The 24,331-nt window shown below is 35.2% G+C and carries 12 protein-coding genes; all 12 read right to left on the bottom strand.

What is annotated here, in order from left to right; genetic code table 11:
* Positions 1–2: 2 nt before the first annotated feature.
* Complete coding sequence (cyoE, locus tag BM289_RS08175) at positions 3–905, bottom strand: heme o synthase (RefSeq protein ID WP_091492364.1); 903 nt, start codon at positions 903–905, stop codon at positions 3–5.
* A 157-nt stretch (positions 906–1,062) separates the two neighbouring features.
* Positions 1,063–3,186 carry an energy transducer TonB gene (locus BM289_RS08170; RefSeq protein WP_091492363.1) on the bottom strand — a complete coding sequence of 708 codons (2,124 nt, stop codon included), beginning with the start codon at positions 3,184–3,186 and terminating at the stop codon, positions 1,063–1,065.
* Between the two features lie 19 nt (positions 3,187–3,205).
* Positions 3,206–3,949: a deoxyribose-phosphate aldolase gene (deoC, locus tag BM289_RS08165; protein ID WP_091492361.1), complete on the bottom strand. Its 744-nt coding sequence runs from the start codon at positions 3,947–3,949 to the stop codon at positions 3,206–3,208.
* 116 nt (positions 3,950–4,065) lie between these two features.
* Positions 4,066–4,449 (bottom strand): VanZ family protein, encoded by a 384-nt coding sequence (locus BM289_RS08160; protein ID WP_091492360.1) that lies wholly within the window; start codon positions 4,447–4,449, stop codon positions 4,066–4,068.
* Positions 4,442–4,822: a glycine cleavage system protein GcvH gene (gcvH, locus tag BM289_RS08155; protein WP_091492358.1), complete on the bottom strand. Its 381-nt coding sequence runs from the start codon at positions 4,820–4,822 to the stop codon at positions 4,442–4,444. The genes BM289_RS08160 and gcvH overlap by 8 nt, the downstream gene beginning before the upstream one ends.
* A gap of 85 nt (positions 4,823–4,907) precedes the next feature.
* Entirely contained in the window at positions 4,908–12,131 is a 7,224-nt protein-coding gene (sov, locus tag BM289_RS08150; RefSeq protein ID WP_091492356.1) for a T9SS outer membrane translocon Sov/SprA, read from the bottom strand.
* A gap of 24 nt (positions 12,132–12,155) precedes the next feature.
* Positions 12,156–12,737: a Holliday junction branch migration protein RuvA gene (gene ruvA / locus BM289_RS08145; RefSeq protein WP_091492355.1), complete on the bottom strand. Its 582-nt coding sequence runs from the start codon at positions 12,735–12,737 to the stop codon at positions 12,156–12,158.
* Positions 12,738–12,816: 79 nt separating this feature from the next.
* Entirely contained in the window at positions 12,817–15,108 is a 2,292-nt protein-coding gene (locus tag BM289_RS08140; protein WP_091492353.1) for an NADP-dependent malic enzyme, read from the bottom strand.
* 153 nt (positions 15,109–15,261) lie between these two features.
* The gene (locus BM289_RS08135; protein ID WP_091492352.1) at positions 15,262–15,687 is read right to left on the bottom strand and encodes a CBS domain-containing protein; all 426 of its coding nucleotides are present in this window, start codon (positions 15,685–15,687) and stop codon (positions 15,262–15,264) included.
* 648 nt (positions 15,688–16,335) lie between these two features.
* Positions 16,336–18,378, bottom strand: a complete 2,043-nt coding sequence (locus tag BM289_RS08130; RefSeq protein ID WP_091492841.1) for an OmpA family protein — start codon at positions 18,376–18,378, stop codon at positions 16,336–16,338.
* A gap of 12 nt (positions 18,379–18,390) precedes the next feature.
* Positions 18,391–19,302, bottom strand: coding sequence for a PorP/SprF family type IX secretion system membrane protein (locus BM289_RS08125; RefSeq protein ID WP_091492350.1), 912 nt, complete (start codon positions 19,300–19,302; stop codon positions 18,391–18,393).
* 47 nt (positions 19,303–19,349) lie between these two features.
* Positions 19,350–24,331 (bottom strand): T9SS type B sorting domain-containing protein (locus BM289_RS08120; RefSeq protein ID WP_091492349.1); only part of this gene is annotated, 4,982 nt, incomplete at its 5' end.

Raw genomic sequence — 24,331 nt, 5'->3', positions numbered from 1 at the left:
AACTATCTTAAAAATTTATCTACTATAAATACAATCTGCAACAGCGAAATATAAGATACACTTACCAACATTAATGTTCTCGCCGCTTTTGCCGTTCTTAATTTATACAAACGGACTGTATAAAAAAGCATCCAGATTCCTAAAAGAAAAACCAAAACTGCTGCAATTGGAGAAATAAACAATTGTCCTGTAAAACCTAAAACCGGCAGCAATGATGCTATTATAAGCCAAATTGTATACAAAATAATCTGTAATGCAGTTCCATTATCTTTCTTTCCTGTTGGAAGCATAAAGATTCCTGCTTTCTCATAATCTTCATACAAAAACCATCCGATAGACCAGAAATGAGGAAACTGCCAGAAAAACTGAATTAAGAACAAAGTTCCTGCTTCGATACCAAACTCCCCCGTAGCGGCAACCCATCCTAACATAAACGGAATTGCTCCCGGAAAGGCTCCCACAAAAACAGATAATGAAGTAACTGTTTTTAATGGTGTATAAATACTGGTGTAAAGAAATATCGAAATTGCAGCAAACATTGCTGACTTTGCATTGATTGTATAAAGAAGTACAATCCCTAAAATCGTCAAAAGACTCGCTACCAATAATGCCACTTTTGGAGACATACGTCCGGAAGGAACGGGACGGTTTTTGGTACGATCCATTAAAGAATCTATATCTTTCTCAATTACTTGATTAAAAGCATTTGAAGCCCCAACCATACAATATCCTCCAATAGACAGAACCAGCAAAACACTCCATTTAAAAGGATGATCGGAGTCAACTCCTAATAAATATCCTGCAATAGATGAAAACAAAACACTGATGGCCAAACCAGCTTTAGTAATCTCTTTAAAATCTAGAAATATTGATTTGAGTGATAATGTATTTTTCGAAGCGTTCAATACCGTTATTGTTTGTGTATTTTTTTTGAGTGCTGCAAATGTACAAATTAGATTGTAGAATATAAACCTATAAAAATAGATTTTTTTCAATAAAACCTGCACAAAATAAGAACTTACAAATCTTTAACACTATTGTTTCGAAAAATCTTATTAAAAACTAGTAGTCGAAATACCAGTTAAAAATATCCGAACGTAATCCGATGCTAAACCAAGTTGTACTTTGTTTAAAAGTGGTTGCTGTTTCCTGTGTTGGATCAAAATTGCGATAGATTAAACTTCCAAATAATTTTAAATTCGTCATTGGATTAATCAAATAACCTCCTTGAACATCTGCAATAAAGACACTCGTTTTATTTCCCTGACCTACTTTTACGCCTGTATTATAAGGACGCTTATCATCGTAACTTTTATAAATATTTCCTCCATAATTATACGAATCAGCCGCAGTATCAAAATCCAAACCTCTTGTTCCAATGGTAAATTTAGCGTCTCCAAACAAACGGCCTTTATGGTAGCGTCCAATTAAAATTAACTCTTTAAAATTTCCTCCCCATTGATGCCCGACACTTTGATTGTTGTGCCCGTAATTCGTGATAACTGCACTATGCGAATACACATAAGGACGAACATGATTAAATTCAACCTGAACTAATAAATCTTTCACATTAAATGCATTGAAATATTTTGCTCCTAACTGAAAACCAAATTTATTTTTCCAGCTTTGATTTCCTGCACCAACATCAGAAACAGAAAATTCGTCAATTAAGAATTGAGAATATAAATTGATGCTGTTGTTCCATTTGTATTTACCTGTGATTCCTAAAAGTGCATTTCCACTTCTTGATGAAGAGCCAAATTCTACGGCACGATAAAATATAATAGGATTCACAAAATTGATATCAAAACCCCTGTTGTTCGAATCGGTCCAAACTACAGACTCAAAGAAACCTAAGTTTAATCTATTCGAAACATTCCAGCTCAAATAATGATTCGCCATAAACTTGGTCGCGTAGGTTCTTTCTTCTGTCACTTCTGGACGAACATCTTTCATCCACATATAGGTATTGGTATACTTTATTTTCCAGAAATTAGTATTGATTTTAAAATATGGATACGGACTTGCCCCATCTCCTTCCAAAAGTGAACGATACCCATCACCAATAAAATTTCGGCCATAACCCAACTGCAAATCAAAAATTTTACTTGGTGCAAAAGTAATATTGGCATCCGCCAAAGGGAAATCGTATGCATCAGTTTTAAATCTTTTCGCAATTCCAACTCCTGGAATAATTGCCGGGTTTCCTCCCGATGGCTTAATCGATTCTGCATAATCATTGAAGTACCCCGCAAATCTCCCCTGACTTTCAAAAAATGTAGTCGTAAAATTGATTTGTTTTCCCAAACCACCTCTAAAATTCAAGGCTCTTGTATTCACATAAGTATAGGAAGCATCACTATCCGAAGCTTTTCCAAGCTGCAAATCGACAATTGGATTCAAAGAAAACCAGTAATCTTCTCCCTGAATCTGAACCATATTTTCGTTCCACCATTTTCTTCCCAGCCAAGATGAAACATTCTTTTGTAATGATTGATTAACAGCTTTTAAATTATAATACTTTGAAACCTCAGTGTAGGTATAAGGTTTAGAAGCCGTGTGATTATTACTTCCAACTTGATTCATTGCCGCATCAAACTGTGCATAATAACTATGAGAAAATGGAATATTCAAATGACTTTCAAATTCTGGGTTATTGTATTTTTTATAGACAATACTATCCAGCTCTGTCATTGGTTTTTCGATTGGTTTTAAAATTTCGGCTGCTGCCAAAGCTTCTGCTGCAAGCTGTTCTGAACTCTTAAGCGGAATATCAATGGAAATGGTATATTTTGAATAAGTTGCTTTTCCGTTATAAGTAGATGGTTTTATTTTGGGGAATTTTCCAAATACACGTTTTGATTCTTCAGACAACTCTTCATTTACTGCCGAAACATAAATGACTTTAAATTCTCCTTCAGCATTTACCTCAAAAAGTACTTTTACTTGTCCTTTGTAATTATTCTGTTTCAGATTCTCAGGAACTTGAAAATTAGCAAATACAAAATCCTGAACTTCTTTATAAAAACAATTTTCTAGTTTTTTACCATCTAAATTTTCGCAGTTTGGAAAAACAGGAAACATTTCTGCTGCAAAACCAGGCTGAATTGAATTATTACCATTTTGCTGTGCTGAAACAATGAAAAATGAAAAAATAAAAACAAGGGACAAAAAAAACTTATTCACTTAAAATATTGGTATTTGTTTAATATTGATTTGGGGAAATTTCTCCATTAGCAATGGCTTTCGCTGCCGAAGTTCCAATTCGTTTGACTCCTAAACGAATCATTTCTGATGCTTCTTCAAACGAACGAACACCTCCAGCTGCTTTTACTGGTAATGGCGAAGCATTTTCGAGCATTATAATTATGGTTGGAATTGTCGCTCCATTTGGAAGATTGTCTTCCGTTTTGTAAAAACCTGTAGAAGATTTTACAAAAACAGAACCAAAATCTTCTTCATTAAAATGAGAAACCACAACATTTTTGATTAGTGCAGACAATTGAATAATCTCTTTATCTGTCAAAGCCGCAACTTCTATAATCCATTTTACTGTTTTATTATTGGCTAAACCAATCTGGGTTCCTATTAAGATTTCTTTTTTTACTAAATCTATTTCCCCATTTTTGAAAGCTTCGTAATTGCATACAAAATCTAGATCGTCAGCTCCGTTTGCAATTGCTTCATTAGCTTCCTTAATTTTCGTTTCCAGACTTGACTTTCCTTCTGGAAAATCAATTACAGTTCCAACCAATAAAACTGAATTGGCTTTTACAATCATTTCTTTGGCTAAAGAAACATATTCTGGACGAATCATAATCAACTTGAAACCTTCCTGAATCGCTTCGGCAATTGCTTTTTTTACAACAATAGTATTTTCTGCTTCAGAAAGACCAGCTTGCGAGGCAGTTTTTAAATAAGTGGAATCTAAATATTGCTTTACATTCATAACAATCAAAGTTGCAGAAAACCAGCACAAAAGTACATTTTATATTGATAAAAAATAGTCTTTTAAAACTTTGATTTTCTTGCAGAAAAAAACCCACCGAAGTGGGTTTTACTATTTTATATCTTATCTATCTGCTTTTTGAAAGCGATAGCAGAAAAAACTGCCGCAAACGCCCCAAGTGCATTGGCCAAAACATCTGAAATATCTGCCGCTCTTGTAACTGTAAGGGCATTTTGCAGAATCTCGATTGTAATCCCAAAAAAGACAGAGAATATAAACGAAATCAAATACGCTTTATAATCGTCTGCTTCTTTTCCTTTTAATTCTTTTTTGAAAAACAAAATCCACGAAATTGTAAATCCAAAATGGAAACAGAAATGTACAATTTTATCCAAACTTGGAAAATTAACTACCGGCAAATTACCCGAATCTGTTAGACACAGATACGCTATAATTCCCGAGCAGATAATCGCCCAAATTAATAAGAGTTGTTTAGGCACCGATTAAATCTTTATAAGCTTGGTCAGATAATAAAGTATCAATTTCTGAAGCATCAGCAATTTTAATTTTAATCATCCATCCAGCTCCGTAAGGATCTGAATTTACAGTTTCTGGAGCACTTTCTAAATCTTCATTAAAAGCAATGATTTCACCTGTTAATGGCAAGAATAAATCTGAAACTGTTTTTACAGCCTCAACAGTTCCAAAAACCTCATCTTTTGAAAGTGTCTGATCTAAAGTTTCTACCTCAACATACACGATATCTCCTAACTCTTTTTGTGCAAAATGAGTAATTCCTACAGTCGCAACATCTCCTTCGATGCTAACCCATTCGTGATCTTTTGTGTACTTTAAATTTGCTGGTATGCTCATAATAGTATGTTTGAAAATTGATAATTTAAAATTTAAGCCACAAATGTAATAATCTTCTAATGAAATCTAGTTTAGAAACCTAAAATTAATTTCCAAAATTATAACGAAGTGTGAAACCTGATCTAATATTCGTTAAAGGGAATGATGTCGAAATCACAGCTTTCGAGAACGAATGGTCGTAATAGAATATCGCAGTCAAGTTTTTACTGAAAGAATAATCAGCAGTTAACTTTAAAGTCCAGATATTCTGTCCTGCCGCCAGCTGATTATTATCATAATCCAAATACCTTACTAACGTTTCATTATTTCTAAATGAAAAATCTGCTTTAAGGTTGATATCACTTTTGATAATTCCTGTTGGATTGTCTGCCAGCCTTGAAGAGAAAATAACATCTTTAAAACGGTATCCTAACCCTACTACATATTCTACTCCTTTCACTTCTGTCAATAAATTATTGTCAAAACTCATAGACAAAGCACGGTCTCTTTTAACTTCTGTCAATAATCGTAATGAATTTTTCAACTCAAAATCAACTCTGATAAGCGGACTAAACTGCTCTACCAAATTGACATTCGACATAATGGTTTTATTATAGAAGTTAGAATTAACATCCTGTCCATTCGGATTCTCCAAATAATCAAAGTTAGATCTAAACTGACTTATGGTATAAGAAGCTCTATAGGCATGCTGTAAAGAGAAACGTTTAAAATTATCTTTAAAATATTTATAACGCATTAAACCATTATATTTCACAGTCCAGTTTGGTATTGGGAAACTTCTAAAAATTCCAGTAGAAGACTTCGATGCATCAGCGCCGGTATAAGCTGCCAAAAACGACGGTAGTAAAACCGCCTGATTGCTTTTACTGAAACCAATAGGGTAACCATCATTTGACTGGATTATCTTTCTCTGAGCATTATTTGGATTTGCGAGATCATCTGCAGGTGCTGACGGATCTTCTGCAGGCAAAGTAGACGCATCATATCTTGGAATAGGTCCTGGACCGTAATGATCTTCAGCCAAACGATTGGCAATGATCAAACGATTACTTCTGAAATCATCAAATGCAGCAGATTGTGTTTCGTTGCTTGTAGAAAAAGCCGTTTTTATCAATACAGTCGAAATAGAAAACATCCCATAAGTGTACGGAGACAAAGGCATGTATTTTCCAGTAGTTGGATCTACGCTATATTGCTCTGAAGAGTTTTCTGAATACGAACGATCCATTGATAAATCAACTTTTAGATCTGGAAATAAATCTACGTTTGCTGTAATCTTTAAAAGTTTATTGCTTACCTGTGTAAAGTTTTGATTAAAGTTCTGATAAGTCGTCAACCATCCGTTTTTAGCTGCTTCGTAACGTACATCATCCTGACTTCCAAAGACAAATCCTAAAGATGGTTTTGATGTACCAAAGAAACCAACACCTGGAATATAACCTGGTAAAACAGTTCCGCTATTTTTTGTATAGTTAATCTGAATATTTTTAACACTAGTCAATACGCCAATCAATCCATCATAAAAAGGACTGCTGCTAGTAGCTTGCTTAGGTGTATTTACAATTTTTTCTCCTGGCTTTGGCGGTGCTGCCGGTTTAGCCTTTGCTGCGGGTTTTCCTCCTGGAGTCAGCCCTAAATATTTATACAGCAAATTCATGTTTAATGTTGTAGATAAAGTATTTGAATTGGCATTTTGAATTGTGTTCCCTAAATCCCAAGTTACATCATTCTCAACATAAGTAGACATAGCTGTTGATGATCGCTGCCAATTGTAGTCGGCAGTATAGGAATACTGTGCCTTTACAAAACTAAAAATTGGAATTTTATTGATTGGAATATCATAATCTAATTTTAATTGCTGTAAATGCTGGTTTGGTATACCAATATCAAAATAATCATCCCAAATATTAAAATCTGGTTTTGGTGTATTATCATCATTCAAGAAGTTTCTAACAATATTATTAGAAGCAGCTGTATAATTTAATCTCAATGATTTGGTTAAATTAAAAGCAAATCCGTATTGATAATTAAAGGCAAAATTTCTTCTGTAAAGCGGATCAAGACCAATGCTTCCCTCTTCCAACTCCACTTGTCTATATTGTTGACGGTTGCTCTGTCTGATGATATTTGAATTAAAAGAAATATTAGAAGGCAGGTAATTAAAATTAAAATCACTCAACATTTTCCAATAATCACTTTTTTTCATGAATTTGTTTTGCTTAAACGGCACTATTTCTTTTGGCTGGAAAGTGTACGCATAATTTACAGCCGTACTAGACTGTTCATCTTCATAATCTTCGACTTCGTAATCATGTCTTTCAACTTGATTATAGGATTGAGAAAATGTAAAGTTTTCTACATCATAAACATGAGGTTTCTGCTCTGGCGCTCTATCCTTTCTTACTCCAATAAAGTTAATACTTTTACGCTTGGTATAATCTACTGCACGTGTTCTAATATTATCTTTTTCTGCTGGATCTGTAGTCTCTGCAATTAATTGTTTCAGTTTGATATCTTGATTAAAAGGATCATATTCCGGCGTTATAACTTCTTCTCCAATTGCATAGTTAAACGGAAGATTTATACCCCACTTTTGAGGCAGTAATTTTCCAAAGTTTATATTGGTTACAATGTTATACTGCTGAATATCTTCACGATCTCTTTCGTTCGCACCTTGTTCCAAAGATCCAAAACCAATTGTGCTCTTTTTACCAGATGCAGACAATGTCATCAAATCGGCCATATTGGTATCTACATTTAATAGAGCTGCCATACCACCTTTGTTTTCCAAATCGGACATACGAAGTTCGTTGAACCAAACTTCTCCTTTCAAATCTTTGTGGTCTGACTGGCTTTTTACTCCGACCATTAAATTTCGAACCAAACCAAAATTCGGATTACCTTTAATACCTAATTTTAATTTAGAATCTTTATCTCCTCCTTCAACATCGGGATCGTTATCAGGATAATAAATACCATTAATATCTCTTTTTGGAGAATTAATATCGATATTCATTCCTAATATTTTCATTCTTGTCAGCAATGACATCGCTAAATCAATATTATTTTGATCCATCCAAACTAAATCTGGACTTACAGCAGCTGAGCCACCTGGTTTAGTTACTTTTAAAGGAATCTCAATTTGATAGAAATTTTGCGTAAGGTCATTTCCGAAACGAATAAATCCAATCATTTCATCATCTTCTAACGGAACTTCTCCTGTTATCGATTCTGCGTGTAAAAACATTTTTAGTTTTTTATACTGTCGCATATCAACACTCACACTTTTAAACGCTCCTTTTGCATTTTGATATTGTAAACCAGTCCCGCCAATTCTCATAGCCAATGACTGTTCATTTTGATTAATAATTGTATTATTGTTATACAATTGTTCTCTTTGAACTCCTGGCGGAATTACGTAGTTTACTGGTTGCTTTGTTCCGTTCTCCTGAATATTTACTGCCGCTACATCAAATTCAACTCCGTCACCTGCGGGATTAGGATAATTTGCATCTAATACTCCTGTATACTTTCTCCATTCTCCTCTAACCAAATCTAAAGATCCAAAACGAACTGTCATTTGATCATTAAATCCTGTCATAAACATTCTCATAAAACGAATTGATCTAAAATCAGTGATATTTCCAATTGTTTTTTGTGGCTGAGAAACAGGAATTTTAAATTGAATCCATCTTGCATTGGTTGTCCCTCCGTTTGGAAGATCAACGGTAGTTGGCCTAACATCTGTAACATATTTATCACCAACCTCCATTCCTGGTTTTATATCAATACTATATTCATAATATGCATTGATGGTACTCATGGTATTATCTCTATTGATGTCTTCAACATCAGGAAGTGTCGTAGAACCACGATTTGGATCATCTACACTTACTGCAGAGTTACCTTCAGTTCCATTATAATTTTTATAACGATCTAAGACTCCTCCTGTTGTATTTAAATAATAAGTATAATCATCTGCTGCTGGATCTTTCTCTCCTGCATAATTTGTATAAACTTCACCTTCTCTTGAACTTGGAAGACCATCTAAACCGACATCTTGGTTTTTACGATTATCCGCATTGGTATCAAAGGCATAGATTAATGACTGAGAGGCTGGAACATCTCCCCAGATTGGTCGTGGATTTACCATAACCTGACCTGGACCTAATCCGTTTTCGTATTGTTTCCTTCCGTCTTTTAGAACATCTTCAGAAACTTCACCTAAATTGAAATAGATTTTTCCGCTATTTCCCGGCTCCGCCTGTCCATTTCCAACATACGGATCCAAAACCCAAAACTGAATATACTCCACGTTCCCCTGCTCAAAATTGGTTGAGTTTAAAGCACGCATGATACCTCCAAAATTCCCTGAAGGATTAGTTGTCGCAAAATCAGGATTATTGTTATAAGGTCCTCTTTCAGATGGGTAATAAGTTAAATCTAGTGTATTAATAACCTGAATCTGACCTTGAGCAATATCGGTATTTGGATAAAGCTCTCGGCTGTAAACCCTTCTCGTAGAATTTAAAGACAAATCATCATTTGATATTCCTGAAGGTTTAGAAGCATAAAAAACAGGGTCAATAGTGTACCAAGAAAGCTTTGCTCGTTTGTAACCATACCTTAAGTCTTCATAATTAGCATTAAAAGTTGGATCTCCGGCTTCATTAATAAAAGGAACAGATGACAAACTCCAAGCATAAGCAGACCTCATGTCGATTGTAGTCTGGGTTCCTTCAAAGTCATCAATATAAATGGTTGCTTCTCCTTCAAAATCACTTGCTTTTGGAGCATCAGGTTTTAAGAAGGCAACTTCTCCACGAATCGATAGATTAGAAGGAACATCTGTATCAACATTTGGCAGTTTGTTTGCTAATCTGGTCAAAAATGGAACTTCAGTTGAATAGTTTCCGTTAAAACCAAAAATAGTATTATTTACAGATTCTTGCCCGTAACTGGATTTTTGAGTAAAAGGACGTTCCGTCATCTTTAAAATAGTCCCGCCAAGAACAAATTTATCTGAAAATTTATGCTCGACATTTACTCCCATAAATCTTCTGGTCTGTTGTCCAAAAATAGAATTGTTTTCCAGCGAAACTTCAATAGGTGTATTTGACGCTTGAAGCGAAGGATCTAAAATCTGCACTCTTCCTAATTGATAATCGACACTATAATCGATTCCCTCCACCAATCGTCTTCCTGCCGCCGTTACCACAACAGATCCTTGCGGTACATTAAATGCGCCAATAGGAATACCATTACTTCCTGATGATTTATATTTTCCTCGTAATAAAAATTTATTCTTCTCTCCCTCTTGTAAAGCGGCAGCCTGAGTATTTCGATACATATTCTGGAATACATATTTTCTCTGGTTATCGTTATACGTCGTTGGATCACTATAGTTTCCGCCTCCTAATTTTCTAAACAAAAGTTCTCCAAAAGGTTCTTTTGTTGTAAAAATAATTCGGGCATTTTGTACATCAACTGTTACTCCAGGAACATAATCGAAGAAACCATCTCCTCCTGTTTGCGGATCATTATTATAATTCAAACGATCCAGATTAAAAACATTCAATAAAGGAGTTTTTTCTACCATATCCTCCGGTGATGGATTGGTCGGGAATGTTGTCCCTGTCACTGGAGTAATATAATTTATAGGCGATGGATCTGTGTAAAGGATATTAAGCCTGAAATCTTCTTGTTTGATTTGGTATGCCTGCGGAATTTGATAGACGTTTTTCATCATCAAGTTCCAAACTGGATTTTTAACGTTTGTCAAACTACTTTTCAGCATTTTCAAAACCAAACTCTGTGATACAATCGCTTGGTTGCCATTGTTGTTTCCTGTAACTACAGTTGCATCTACACCATCGCTACCAAATTCTCCAACCTGATACACTTTTCCTCCTACTGTATACTCAAATGCTACAGCCAGAATTTCGTCATTGGCTAAGCGCTGCTGTAATGAGATATATCCTAACTGCGGATTAAAAGTATATTCTTGTGTGGTTAATTTACGGGCGTTTTCTAAAATCGAATAATCGGTTCCCTCGCTGGTATTTGCATTGTTAAAACCAGAATTTGCAGTAACAATTTCTCTAATATTAGAATTTAAAAAACTTCCTGCCTGCCCAATAGTAGCTGGGTCGTATTTATTATTTGTATTGTCCGTAGGAGAATCTATAGGATTATTAAAAAAACCTGCTGTATTTGTAATTACGACCACTTCATTATCAGGCACGCCAGTTACCTGTCCTTCACCTAAATCCTGAAGTGCAATAATATTCCTTAAGTTATTATTGTTTGCAATTACTCTGTTCTGTTTATTGGTAACCCACACTTCTAATCTTGTAATCTGAACACGGCTGTCGATAAGTGGATAATTACGTAAAGAGTTATCGTATTTATTTCTAAAATATTGCGAAAGGAAGAAATGTCGGTCATTATCGTAATCCAACGCAAACAAATCGAAGTTCTGAACTGTCCCTCCACTTTCTGCGACTATACTTTTGGTTTGAGACTTCTGTTCTGAGAATACTCCAGTAATTGTAGTTCTACCAAATTGCAATTGCGTTTTAACCCCAAATAAACTTTGGGCACCTCTTATCAAGCTACTGTTTAATGGCATGCTGACATTACCCACCTCAACTTTCTGGACTATGTCATCTTCAGAAGGTGTGTAAGCCAGTTTAAATAAGTTCTGAAACGCAAAAGTCGATTGTGTATCGTAGTTTGCATTAACTTCTAGACGTGTTCCAATTTTCCCCATTAAACTCATACTTATTCTTTGATCGAAATCAAAAGTCAAGCTGGATCTGTTTCTTGGTGAAAATGAAGGGTTATCTTGTTTAGTGTAACGCAACCCTAAATCCATTTCAACTGATCCTGTGGGCTTTACATCAATAGTATTACTTCCGAAAATACTTTCGAACAAACTTGAATTAATGTAATATCTTGGAAGTAAATCTTTTTTAGCAGCTTCTGCTCCAGTTTTTTTGCCATCAATGGCATCCATTTTTTTTCTGAAATAATTCCTTCTGGATTCTTTCAGAACTAAATCTTCGTATTCTCTTGGAGTTAGAATTAAAGGGTAATCGATAGAAAAACCATCAACTGAGTTGGTATAAATATAACGATCTGTGATAGGATCGTATTTGTAAGCCGATAATACACTTGGGGGGTCTTCAAGCTCAATTTTACCAACCGAAAATTGAGTTTTAGTTGTATCTTGAGTTGCCGGGGTAACCTGCGCAAGCAAAACATTACCGCAGAGTAAGACCAGCAACAAAATACAAATTTTACGCATAGAATTCTTTTATATAAAATGAATTTATAAGCTTTTTAAAGCTTTCTTGATAATTGTTTCTACAGTAGCTTCTGGATCTTCTTTAACAATCTTTTCTACTACTTTTTCAGAAGCTTTTCGAACAAAACCTAGGACTTCTAGAGCAGATAACGCTTCATCTCGGTTTCTATTGTTTTGAACTGCAAAAACTTCGTCTATATCGTACAATTTAACAACTTTATCCTTTAAATCAAGTATAACTCTTTGGGCTGTTTTGTTTCCAATCCCTTTAATGGACTGTATTATGCCAACATCTCCAGATGCAATGGCATTTATAATTTGTTTTGGTTCTATTGATGAAAGCATCGTTCTAGCAATACCAGCTCCAATTCCCGAAACAGAAATCAGCATTCTGAAAATTTCTCGCTCCGATTTTTCAGCAAAACCATATAAAGTATGCGCATCTTCTTTGATCTGAAGATGCGTATACAATTTTATATTTTCAGAATTTGGCAGTAAGGAGAAGGTATGCAACGATATATTCACCTGATAACCAACACCTCCACAATCAATTACAACTTCTGTAGGATTCTTTTCAACTAATCTTCCCTGCAAATGTGCTATCATTACCTATAATTTATTAGTATCAAATATAACAAAAATGCCATAAAACTACGACAAATTTATCCAATCCCTACTAGAACCTTTATTGTGTTACTTTATTCTTTTTACTTTCTTTTTCCTGCGCATCAATAACAGCAATGGCTGCCATATTTACCATTTCTTCTACGCTTGCACCTAATTGGAAAATGTGGACTGGTTTACCCATACCCATCATAATTGGTCCAATTGAATTCACTTTATACAATTCTTTTAACAATTTGTACGTGATATTTGCCGATTCCAGATTAGGAAAAATCAACGTATTTACTTTTTTACCAGCCAGTTTAGAGAATGGGAATTTCTCTTCAAGCATTTCCTGATTTAAAGCAAAATCTGCCTGAATTTCTCCATCCACAATCATTTCCGGATGATTTTTATGTAAATAAGCTACTGCTTCTCTCACTTTTGAAGCGCTTTCGCTAGTTGAAGAACCAAAGTTTGAGAACGAAACCATTGCAATAACAGGCTCAATTCCAAACATTTTTGCTGTTTTTGAAGTCATAATTGCAATATTAATCAAATCTTGTGCAGATGGATTAATATTGATTGCAGTATCTGATAAAAACATTGGTCCGCGCGACGTCAACATCATGTTTGCAGTTGCTATAAGTGAAGCATTTTGTGCTTTTGGGATTAACTGCATCATTGGTTTTACAACAGAAGGGTAACTTCTTGAATGTCCCGTAACTAATGCATCAGCTTCACCTTCATTCACCATCATTGCTGCAAAATAGTTTCTTTCGCGCATGAATTTCTCTGCATCTAATTTTGAAACTCCTCTGCGCCCTCTTGTTTCCCAGAAAGATTTTGCAAATCTGTTACGTCTGTCTTCTTCTTCGTCTGTTTTAGGATCAATGATTTCAAGATCAGCATCAAAACCTAATTCTTGCTTTAATTCTAAGATAACTTCTTTGTTTCCTAATAAAATTGGGAATCCAATTCCGTCTTCATATACAATTTGAGCCGCTTTTAAAACATTTAATTGATCAGCTTCTGCAAAAACAATTTTCTTTGGATCTAATTTGGCACGGTTTGTAATTAAGCGAACCATTTTATTATCATTCCCCATGCGCTCACGCAGTGTGTCTTCATAAGCTACCCAATCAGTAATTGGATTTTTTGCTACTCCAGATTCCATTGCTGCTTTTGCAACTGCTGGTGCCACAACTGTAATTAATCTAGGATCAAATGGTTTTGGAATAATATATTCTTGTCCGAAACCTAATTTTGTAGCTCCGTAGGCAACGTTAACCTGCTCTGGAACTGGTTCTTTTGCTAAAATGGCTAAAGCTTTTACGGCTGCCATTTTCATTTCTTCGTTAATTTTTCTAGCACGAACATCTAATGCCCCTCTAAAAATATATGGGAAACCTAAAACGTTGTTTACCTGATTAGGAAAATCTGAACGTCCTGTCGCCATAATAACGTCTTTTCTTGTTTCTACAGCCAGATTATAATCGATTTCCGGGTTCGGATTTGCCATTGCAAAAACGATTGGGCTTTTTGCCATAGAAAGCAGCATTTCTGGAGAAAGGATATTTCCAGAAGATAATCCAATGAAAATATCGGCTCCTTTTACCGCTTCTGCTAAATCTATTTTAGCTCCGTCAATTGCATATTTCAATTGAAGTTCCGAAAGTGAAGGATTATCTTTTGTTAAAAGTCCTTTACTATTAAACATTAAAATGTTTTCAACTTTTACTCCTAATGAAACATATAAATCGGTACAAGCAATTGCTGCCGATCCTGCTCCTGAAACTACCATTTTTACATCTTCGGCTTTTTTGCCAGCCAATTCCAATGCGTTGATTAAAGCTGCAGAAGAAATAATTGCTGTTCCGTGCTGATCGTCGTGCATTACCGGAATATCCAATTCTTCGATTAATCTTCTTTCGATTTCAAAAGATTCTGGCGCTTTGATATCTTCAAGATTAATACCTCCAAAAGTTGGAGCGATATTTTTTACGGTCTGAATAAATTCTTCAACATTTTTTGTATCTACTTCGATATCAAAAACATCAATATCAGAGAATATTTTAAATAATAAACCTTTTCCTTCCATTACAGGTTTCCCTGCTTCTGGACCAATATCTCCTAAACCTAAAACGGCTGTACCGTTTGAAATTACGGCAACTAGGTTACCTTTTGCTGTATATTTGTAAACGTCATCAATGTTTTCTGCAATTGCTAAACATGGTTCTGCAACTCCCGGCGAATAAGCCAATGATAAGTCTCTTTGTGTTGCATATTTTTTTGTTGGAACTACCTGAATTTTTCCTGGAGTCGGCTCTGAGTGGTACAGTAACGCTTCTCTTTTTTTACTCTCTTTGTTCATTATTTTAGCTTTTATCTAGCTTACAAAGATATAAGTCTAGTTTTAAAATGGAGTCTTTTTAGCGTTTTCTTTTTCCGAAATTCTATTTGGATAAATAAAAAAAGTCCAACAGAATTGGACTCGTTTTAAATTTTTATCGCTTTTAGCTATACTTTATTGAGAAATATAAGAATTCAAATGCTGAATGGTATCTTTCTGAATTTCTATAATTGCCTTAACTACATCGCTGATCGAGATGATTCCAACGACGATTCCGTCTTCGAGAACTGGCAGGTGTCGTATTCTTTTTTCGCTCATAAGTTCCATACAATCTTCAAGATTATCTGAAAGTTTTACTGTGAAAACATTACTTTCCATAATCTCATGAACAAAAGTTTCTTTGGAAGATTTATCTTTTAAAACAATCTTACGGGCATAATCTCTTTCCGATAATATTCCTTTTAAATTATTGTCGTCAATAATTAAGATTGCTCCAATATTTTTTTCTCCCATTACTTTTAAGGCTTCATAAACCGTTAAATTGGAAACAACAGAATAAACATTTCGTCCTTTTGCTTTAAGTATTTGATCTACAGTCATAATGAAAAGTTTTTAATTTTATAAAGTTAAAATAAAAACCAACACAATTTGCAACGAAATCGATTTTTTAAAACCCAACTAATTCATTTTAAACAAAATACATCAAAATCTAAATTTTCAAAATTATAACGCAAAGAATGAAATTTTTTAGAATTGTTTTTTGATGAAAATTTGATTTTTTAACTTTTACAGACGAGTAACTCCTAACGGAGTTATTTCATTTTTATAGTAATAAAAATTACTGTAGAAAAAAATCTGAAGGAGCAACATTTCACTCCGCTTGGGCTTTAATTGTGAGAGAACTATTCTTTATAAATATTTCAAAAATTCCAGAGGAATGTAAAATATTGTAGCAACGGATTGAAATCCGTTGAAATAAATTGATCATCATCAAATGAGTTCCATAGGAACGGTTCATTTGTTTGCTAAATATGTGTCCAACCTACGGCTCTTTAATCTGGGATCGTATAATTAAACCGGATTAAAAATCCGGCCTTACAAAATGTTTCGAGCCTAACGGCTCTTTTACACCAATATTATTTTCTACCGACGAAACATTCCTACGGAATGATATGCTGATAATGTTAATCCTAATATTCCAGAAATAAAAACCCTTTCCTATAATTTTAGAAAAGGGTTTAATTTATTTTACATTTCTACGACAATAAACTCGCTTCGCCTGTTTAGCTGATGTTCTTGTTCTGTACATTTTACGCCATCTGCACATTTATTGACTAATTGTGTTTCACCGTATCCTTTTGCAGTCAATTTGCTCGGATCAACTCCTTTGCTTATTAACCAATCTCTCGTTGACTGCGCTCTTTTGTCTGATAAAATCTGATTGCTTTCAGATGAAGAACGGCTGTCGGTATGCGAACGAATATCTAATTTTAAATTCGGATATTGGTTAAATGCTCCTACCACTTTCATTAATTGCGGTTCTGACGATTTTTTGATTGTTGCTTTTCCTAAATCAAAAAAGTTCATCGGAATATGAAGTAGTTTTACTAAATCTGCTCCAATATTAATGTTGGCAACTTTTACCGGTTTTACAACAACTTTATTAACTGCGATTTGTTTAACTTCAATTGGTTTGATGATTTTTTGAAGTGAAATTGGGAAATCTGTTTTTCCATTTTCTTTCTTCAGAGTAACTGAAACATCTTTGCGATTATAACCTTCTTTAACTACTCGAATTGAATATTTCTTTCCGCATTTTACTTTGTTAAACACATAATGTCCTTTTTCATCTGACTCAATAGTTTGTAAAGTATTGAAATTTTCATCGAATAAAAAAAGAGAAGCATTTGCTACAATTTCATTAGACTCTGCATCGGTAATTAATCCCGAAAGCTCTTGTTCACATACCAATCTTTTGGTTTCATTAAATCGGTAAATGTTATCCATGCCATGTGAACTTTCACGGTTTGAAGAGAAAAATCCGTTTCTGTTTTTACTATCAATTGTAAAAGCAAAATCGTCTTGTTTACTATTTACCGGCTGGCCAACATTTTGAATATCATCTAATGTTCCGTCATCATTAATTTTGGTCACATAAATATCAAGTCCTCCTAAACCTGGACGACCATCTGAAGAAAAATACAATTCATTTTCTCCCGATATATAAGGAAAAGTTTCTCTTCCTTCTGTATTAATAACTGCGCCTAAGTTTTCTGGTGTTCCAAAACTTCCGTCTGCATTTATTGCTACTTTATACAAATCAGATTCTCCCAAAGTTCCCGGCATATCTGAAGCAAAGTATAATGTTTTTTCATCTATGCTTAAAGCCGGATGCGCTGTGCTGTATTGGTCACTATTAAATGGCAGCTCTTTTACATTTTTCCATTCATTATCAACCAATTCTGCTTTATACAATTTTAAAAGTGTTACCTTTTGACTGTTTTCTCCTCTTTTGCCATCAATGAAATTGTTTCTGGTAAAATACATTGTACGTCCATCCTTTGTAAAAATTGGAGAAGATTCATTGTATTTTCCGTTATCTCTTTTGTGAAAAGGTTTTACTATTCCAACACTTCCGTCAGGCAGTAAATCTGCTGTATAAAATTTAGAGAACGATTTGTTTGTCCATTTAAAATTCGTTTTAGCTATTCCGCCTGTATCTCTTGCAGAGGTAAAAATGATTTTATTGTCGTAAACAGTACCGCCGTAATCTGAAAAATCAGTATTAACACCTGCATCTCCAATTTCATATCGTCCCGAATTAGATTTAATTTCTGCTAGATAATTTTTGTCACTTCTAATTAAAGCGGCTCTATTTTGTGACGTTGCTTTTGTATCGAATACCTCTAAAATTTTATCAGCTTTTTCATAATGCCCAACCGATTTTAAAGATTGTGCATATCGATATAAATATTCTGGCAGTTGTTCTTTATTTATTCTGAAAAGTTCTCCATACCATTTTTCTGCATTTCTTAAATCTCCAGTAAAATAATACGAATTAGCCAATCTTTGAAATACTTTTTCGTCCTCTATTCCTTTTTTTAAGATATGTTTATATGCTTTTACGGCATCAACATATTCGTAATCATCGTATTTTTTATCGGCTTTGCTTATCAGCTTTTCATTTGCTTTTTTTAGTTTTTCCTCTTTGCTCATTTTTTGCTTCTGTGCATTTAATTGGAAAAAAAAGCATACTAATAAAACTGTATAACCTATTTTTTTAATTTTCATAACTGGCATTAATTAGAAGAATCTCGGAGATATCATTTTATTATAATTATTGAAAAACTCAAAACGAAGGAAAATTTCATGTGATCCTGAATTGTATTTTCTCAATCTAGTAGTTTCATGATCATAACCATATCCTATGTACATTCCTTTTGTAACCTGAAATCCTGCCATCGCACTAACTGAAGCGCTCCAGCGGTAAGCAGCTCCAAGAACAAATTTATCGTTGAACATAAAATTTCCGGAAACGTCTACCTGTAGAGGCGCTCCTTCTACCATTTTAGTCATCAAAGCAGGTTTGAACTTAATATATTCTAAACGATCTAAATTAAATACATAACCCGCAATTAAATAGTAATTGATTCTGTCTTTAAAAATTGCAGTATCATCAGAATTATAACGATCGGTTTCAATAAAGTTTGGAACAGATAGTCCGATATAAGCACGGTCTGAATGAAAATAAAGCCCTGCTCCAACGTTTGGCGAAAATCTGTTTTTAAGACTTTGAAATTGTGGATCGTCCTGATCTTCTGTCGTCAATTTATTAATATCGATGTTGAAAAGATTTGCAGTTCCTTTTATACCAAAAGACAAATTCCAGGTTGCCGAAGTTGGTATGGTATAAGACAAATCAGCTGATAATGTATTTTCTGTAGTAGGTCCGATTTTGTCATTTACCAAAGAAACACCAAGCCCTAAATCACTATTACTTAAAGGCGTATTAACAGAAAATGTACTGGTTTGAGGAGCACCTTCTAAACCAACCCATTGGGTACGATACAATCCAAACACACTCATAACACCACGTGTACCTGCATAAGCTGGATTGACTTCGATTGTGTTGTACATATATTGTGTAAACTGAGCATCTTGCTGCGCATGAGACACAATCGAAAAAAACATAAAAACTAAAATTAACTTTTTCATTTAGTAAGCTTTAAAACGGCTTGGCTTACACCAAGCCGTAATCTATTTTATTTATTAATGTACAAGTACCCTGATTTCTGTTGTGGAGCATTCGCATTGTCTTTGTATTTCAAAATATAGAAATACGTACCCACTGGCAGACCTTCTGTTTGTTTAATTGTTGAACGTCCATTAGAATATCCTCTAAACGCTCTATCATTATTGTTATACTGATCTATACTGAAAACGAGAACTCCCCAACGGTTATAAATCTCAACTGTATTATCTGGATAACATTCAATTCCTCTAATGTAGAATCTCTCGTTTTTACTGTCTCCATTTGGAGAGAAAGCTTTTAAGACTTCGATTGTACATCCGTCTAAATTGATTATAGTTGGATTATCTCCATTGTTATCTGAATCATCTGACTGATCTTCTACAACAACTCCTCTTACACTGCTTCCTTTTGCAATTGCCTGATTGGTTACAGTTTTTCTGTTGATATCTTCCTGAGTTATTCTGTAAACTGCGGTGAAATTAGTTCCGTTAGATTCATTTACTGCTAAATCAATTGCTTGTCCTGAAACAGTCACTCCTGGCAATGGATCGTTTATTGTAACTTCTCTAAGCGGTACATTTCCTGTATTTGTTACTGTAAAATTGTATGTAATTGTCTCGCCTGCATTTGCAAAACCATCCTTATTTTCGTCATTAAATGTTGCTTTTTTAACAACTGCAATCGCTGGAACTTCAACAAAAACAGTCAATACAGCTGTTGCACAATTTGATGGATCTGCTTTTTCGCAAACCTGATACGTTAATGTATACGTTTTTCCAGGTGTGTTTGGTTTTACGCTTACAGTTCCGTCAGCATTCCACTCAAAATAGTTATCCGTTGTTAAAGGTTTCACGATAACATCTGCTGGATTAATAGGTAATCCATTTATTAAATCATTTGCTAAAACATTTACGAACTCTAAGTCTCCATTAATTCCGTCTACACTAATATTAGTATCATCAACTAAAGTAATCTTATTAGGCATTGGTGGCTCTGGATCAATTGGAGTTACACTGTTTACTACCGTAATCTTAACAACTGCCGACTGACTGCAATTTGATGTATTTGCAGCTTCGCAGATTTGATAAGTTACGTTGTAAACTCCATCTGGTGTATTTGGAGCAATGCTCACCGTTCCGTCTGCGTTTAGCGTTACATTTGGATTTGCTACTACAATTGTTAAAACAACATCTGATGCATTTGGTCTCACTCCGTTTAAAAGGTCATTTGCAAAAATGTTAATCGTAGCATTCATTCCTTTTTTCACATCAATTGGTCCTTCTTCGTCATTATTTGCAACGATTGTATTCATTACTGGATCCTTAACCGTTACTTTGACAACATTTGTACTGCAATTAGATAAATTTAACTTATCACAAATTGAGTATGTTAACTCATAATCACCTGCTGGTGCATTTGGAGCTAGTATTGCATTTCCGTTTGCATCAACCGATAAATACCCTTTTGGATCAGCAACAGTTGTTGTTAGAATTACATCTGATGGCACTAAAGGATTTCCGTCTTTAGTATCATTCGCAAAAACATTAATTAATGTTTGAGGTGTATTAATACCAACTACTGATGGAACTGAATCCAAATTCGCCACAAGATTACTTTCTACTGTAATTCTTACTGTATTTGAACTACAGTTTCCTGGATTCAATTTCTCGCAGATTGTATAAGTCAATTCGTAATCTCCCGCTGGAGCATTTGCACCTAAACTAACTGAACCATCCGGATTAACTGTTAAATATCCTTTTGGATCTGGCATTGATATTGTCAGATTTACATCTGATGGATTTAAAGCAGTTCCATTTTTAGTATCATTTGTAAAAATGTTTACTCCTAAATTCTGTGCTGTATTAGATACTTTAACTGATGGAATAATATCTGCATTTGCTATCAATTTTCCGTTATTAACTGACACTTTAGAAATCGCAGTATCACAGTTTAAAGGATTTGCATTTTCACAAATACTATATTCGATATTGTAAACTCCAGAAGGAGTATTCGCTGCTACGGTTACTGTTCCGTCTGCATTTAATGTTAAGCCTGCTGGAACATTTACTGCTGTTAATTTCACCTGACCTGCAAGTGTTCCAATAACAGCCGAACTTCCATTCAACGTATCATTTTCAATTACTGAACTTGTAGTTGTTCCTCCAATGCTTCCATTAATAGAAGGCGTTAAAGTTTCTTCTACTGCATCTATTATTAAAGCACTAACCGTTACTCTTACTGTATTTGAACTGCAGTTTCCTGGATTCAATTTCTCACAGATTGTATAAGTCAGTTCATAATCTCCTGAAGGCGCATTAGCTCCTAAACTAACGTTTCCATCAGAGTCAACTGTTAAGTATCCTTTTGGATCTGGTGTTGAAACTGTCAATGTTACATCTGAAGGATTTAAAGGCTGGCCATTTTTAGTATCATTTGTAAAAATATTAACTCCTAAATTCTTTCCTGTACTTGATGGTGTAACAGCAGGGATATCATCTGAGTTAGCAACCAATGTTCCATTGTTTACTGTCACTTTTGAAATTGCATCATCACAATTTGAAGGATTCGTAATCTCACAAATACGGTATGCTAGATCGTAAACTCCTGATGGCGTATTCGCTACTACAGTTACAGTTCCGTCTGCATTTAATATTAATCCCGCTGGAACATTTACTGCTGTTAGTTTTACCTGACCTGCAAGTGTTCCAATAACAGCCTGATTTCCGTTTAAGGTATCGTTTTCAATTACAGAATCCGTAGTTGTTCCTCCAATGCTTCCATTAATAGATGGATTCAATGTTTCTCCAACTGCATCAATAACCGGTGCTGTAACTGTCACAGTAACTGTATTTGATTTACAGTTGTCCGCATTCAGTTTCTCGCAGATGGTATAAGTCAGTTCATAATCTCCTGCCGGTGCGTTAGCTCCAAGAGTTACCGTTCCATCCGGGTTCAATACCAGATATCCTTTTGGATCCGGTGTTGATTCTGTCAGGATTACATCTGAAGGATTTAGTTTCACTCCGTTTTTAGTATCATTGTCCAGAACGTTTACTCCTAATGTCTGCGGAATGTTTGATCCCGTAATTGATGCTGTTGTGTCCGCATTGGCAACCAAATCTCCTGCCGTAACCGGTACAACTGAAGTCACCGTATCGCAGTTTCCTGAGTTGTTATTGTCGCAGATTCTATATTCTACATTGTAGTTTCCTTTTGGAGTATTCGGAGCAACCGTGATTGTTCCGTTGGCATTCAATGTCAATCCTGTCGGCAATGTCCCCACAATGCTGATTGTTACCTCTCCAGGATTAGTTCCTACAACAAATGGTTTTCCGTCAAGGGTATCGTTTGCTGTTAATGAAGCTGTTGTTCCCCCTGTGTTTCCGTTGATTGAAGCTGTCGTTTCTGCAACTGCCTCGATAGTCGGCGCTGTCACTGTCACAGTAACCGTATTTGATTTACAGTTGTCCGTATTCAGTTTTTCACAGATGGTATAAGTCAGTTCATAATCTCCTGCCGGTGCATTTGCTCCAAGGGTTACCGTTCCGTCCGGGTTCAATACCAGATATCCTTTTGGATCCGGTGTTGATTCTGTCAGGATTACATCTGAAGGATTTAGTTTCACTCCGTTTTTGGTATCATTGTCCAGAACGTTTACTCCTAATGTCTTAGGAGTATTTGATCCTGTAACCGATGCTGTTGTGTCCGCATTGGCAACCAAATCTCCTGCCGTAACCGGTACAACTGAGATTACAGTGTCGCAGTTTCCTGAATTGTTATTGTCGCAGATTCTATATTCTACATTGTAGTTTCCTTTTGGGGTATTCGGAGCAACCGTGATTGTTCCGTCTGCATTCAATGTCAATCCTGTCGGCAATGTCCCGACAATACTGATTGTTACCTCTCCAGGATTACTTCCTACAACAAATGGTTTTCCGTCAAGAGTATCGTTTGCTGTTAATGAAGCGGTTGTGCCTCCTGTATTTCCGTTGATTGATGCTGTCGTTTCTGTAACTGCCTCGATAGTCGGCGCAGTCACTGTCACAGTAACCGTATTTGATTTACAGTTGTCTGTATTCAGTTTCTCGCAGATGGTATAAGTCAGTTCATAATCTCCTGCCGGTGCATTTGCTCCAAGGGTTACCGTTCCGTCCGGGTTCAATACCAGATATCCTTTTGGATCAGGCGTTGATTCTGTCAGGATTATATCCGCAGGATTTAGTTTCACTCCGTTTTTAGTATCATTGTCCAGAACATTTACTCCTAATGTCTGTGGAGTGTTTGATCCCGTAACTGATGCTGTTGTGTCCGCATTGGCAACCAAATCTCCTGCTGTAACCGGTACAACTGAGATTACAGAAGAACAGTTTACAGGATTAGCACCAACTTCACAAATTGTATATTCCACATTATAATTTGCTGCAGGTGTATTTGGAGCAACTGTGATTGTTCCATTAGCATTTAAGGTTAATCCGGTTGGTAATGTACCAACAATACTAATACTTACTTGGCCCGGATTAGTTCCTATATTAACTGGATTTTCATTTAAAGTATCATTCGTCGTTAATGTTATAGTTGTTCCACCTATACTTCCATTAATAGCAGTCGTTGTTTCTTTAACCGCTTTTATTTCATTCCCAACATCAACTGAAGCTGTTGCTGTTTTACAGTTGATTGTGTTCAGTTCACAGATTTCATAAACAATGCTGTAGCTTCCGCTTGGTGCATTGGCTGCAAGAGTAACCACTCCCGTTGCATCCACGCTCAGTATGCCGTCTGTTTTTGGTGTTACTGTAGTGTTGTCTGCCGTAACCGCAATTCCGTTTAAGGTATCATTTGTTTTAACGTTTCCAACAGTTACCGCTGTTGCACCTGATGTTTTGGTTCCGAATGGATCTGCATTGGCAACCAATGTGTTTACAACATCAACGGTAGCCGTAGCTGTTTTACAATTGGTTGTGTTCAGTTCACAGATTTCATAAACAATGCTGT

It is taken from the genome of Flavobacterium phragmitis (assembly GCF_900112575.1).
GTDB classification, from domain to species: domain Bacteria; phylum Bacteroidota; class Bacteroidia; order Flavobacteriales; family Flavobacteriaceae; genus Flavobacterium; species Flavobacterium phragmitis.
This window is presented reverse-complemented; position numbering and strand designations above follow the sequence as displayed.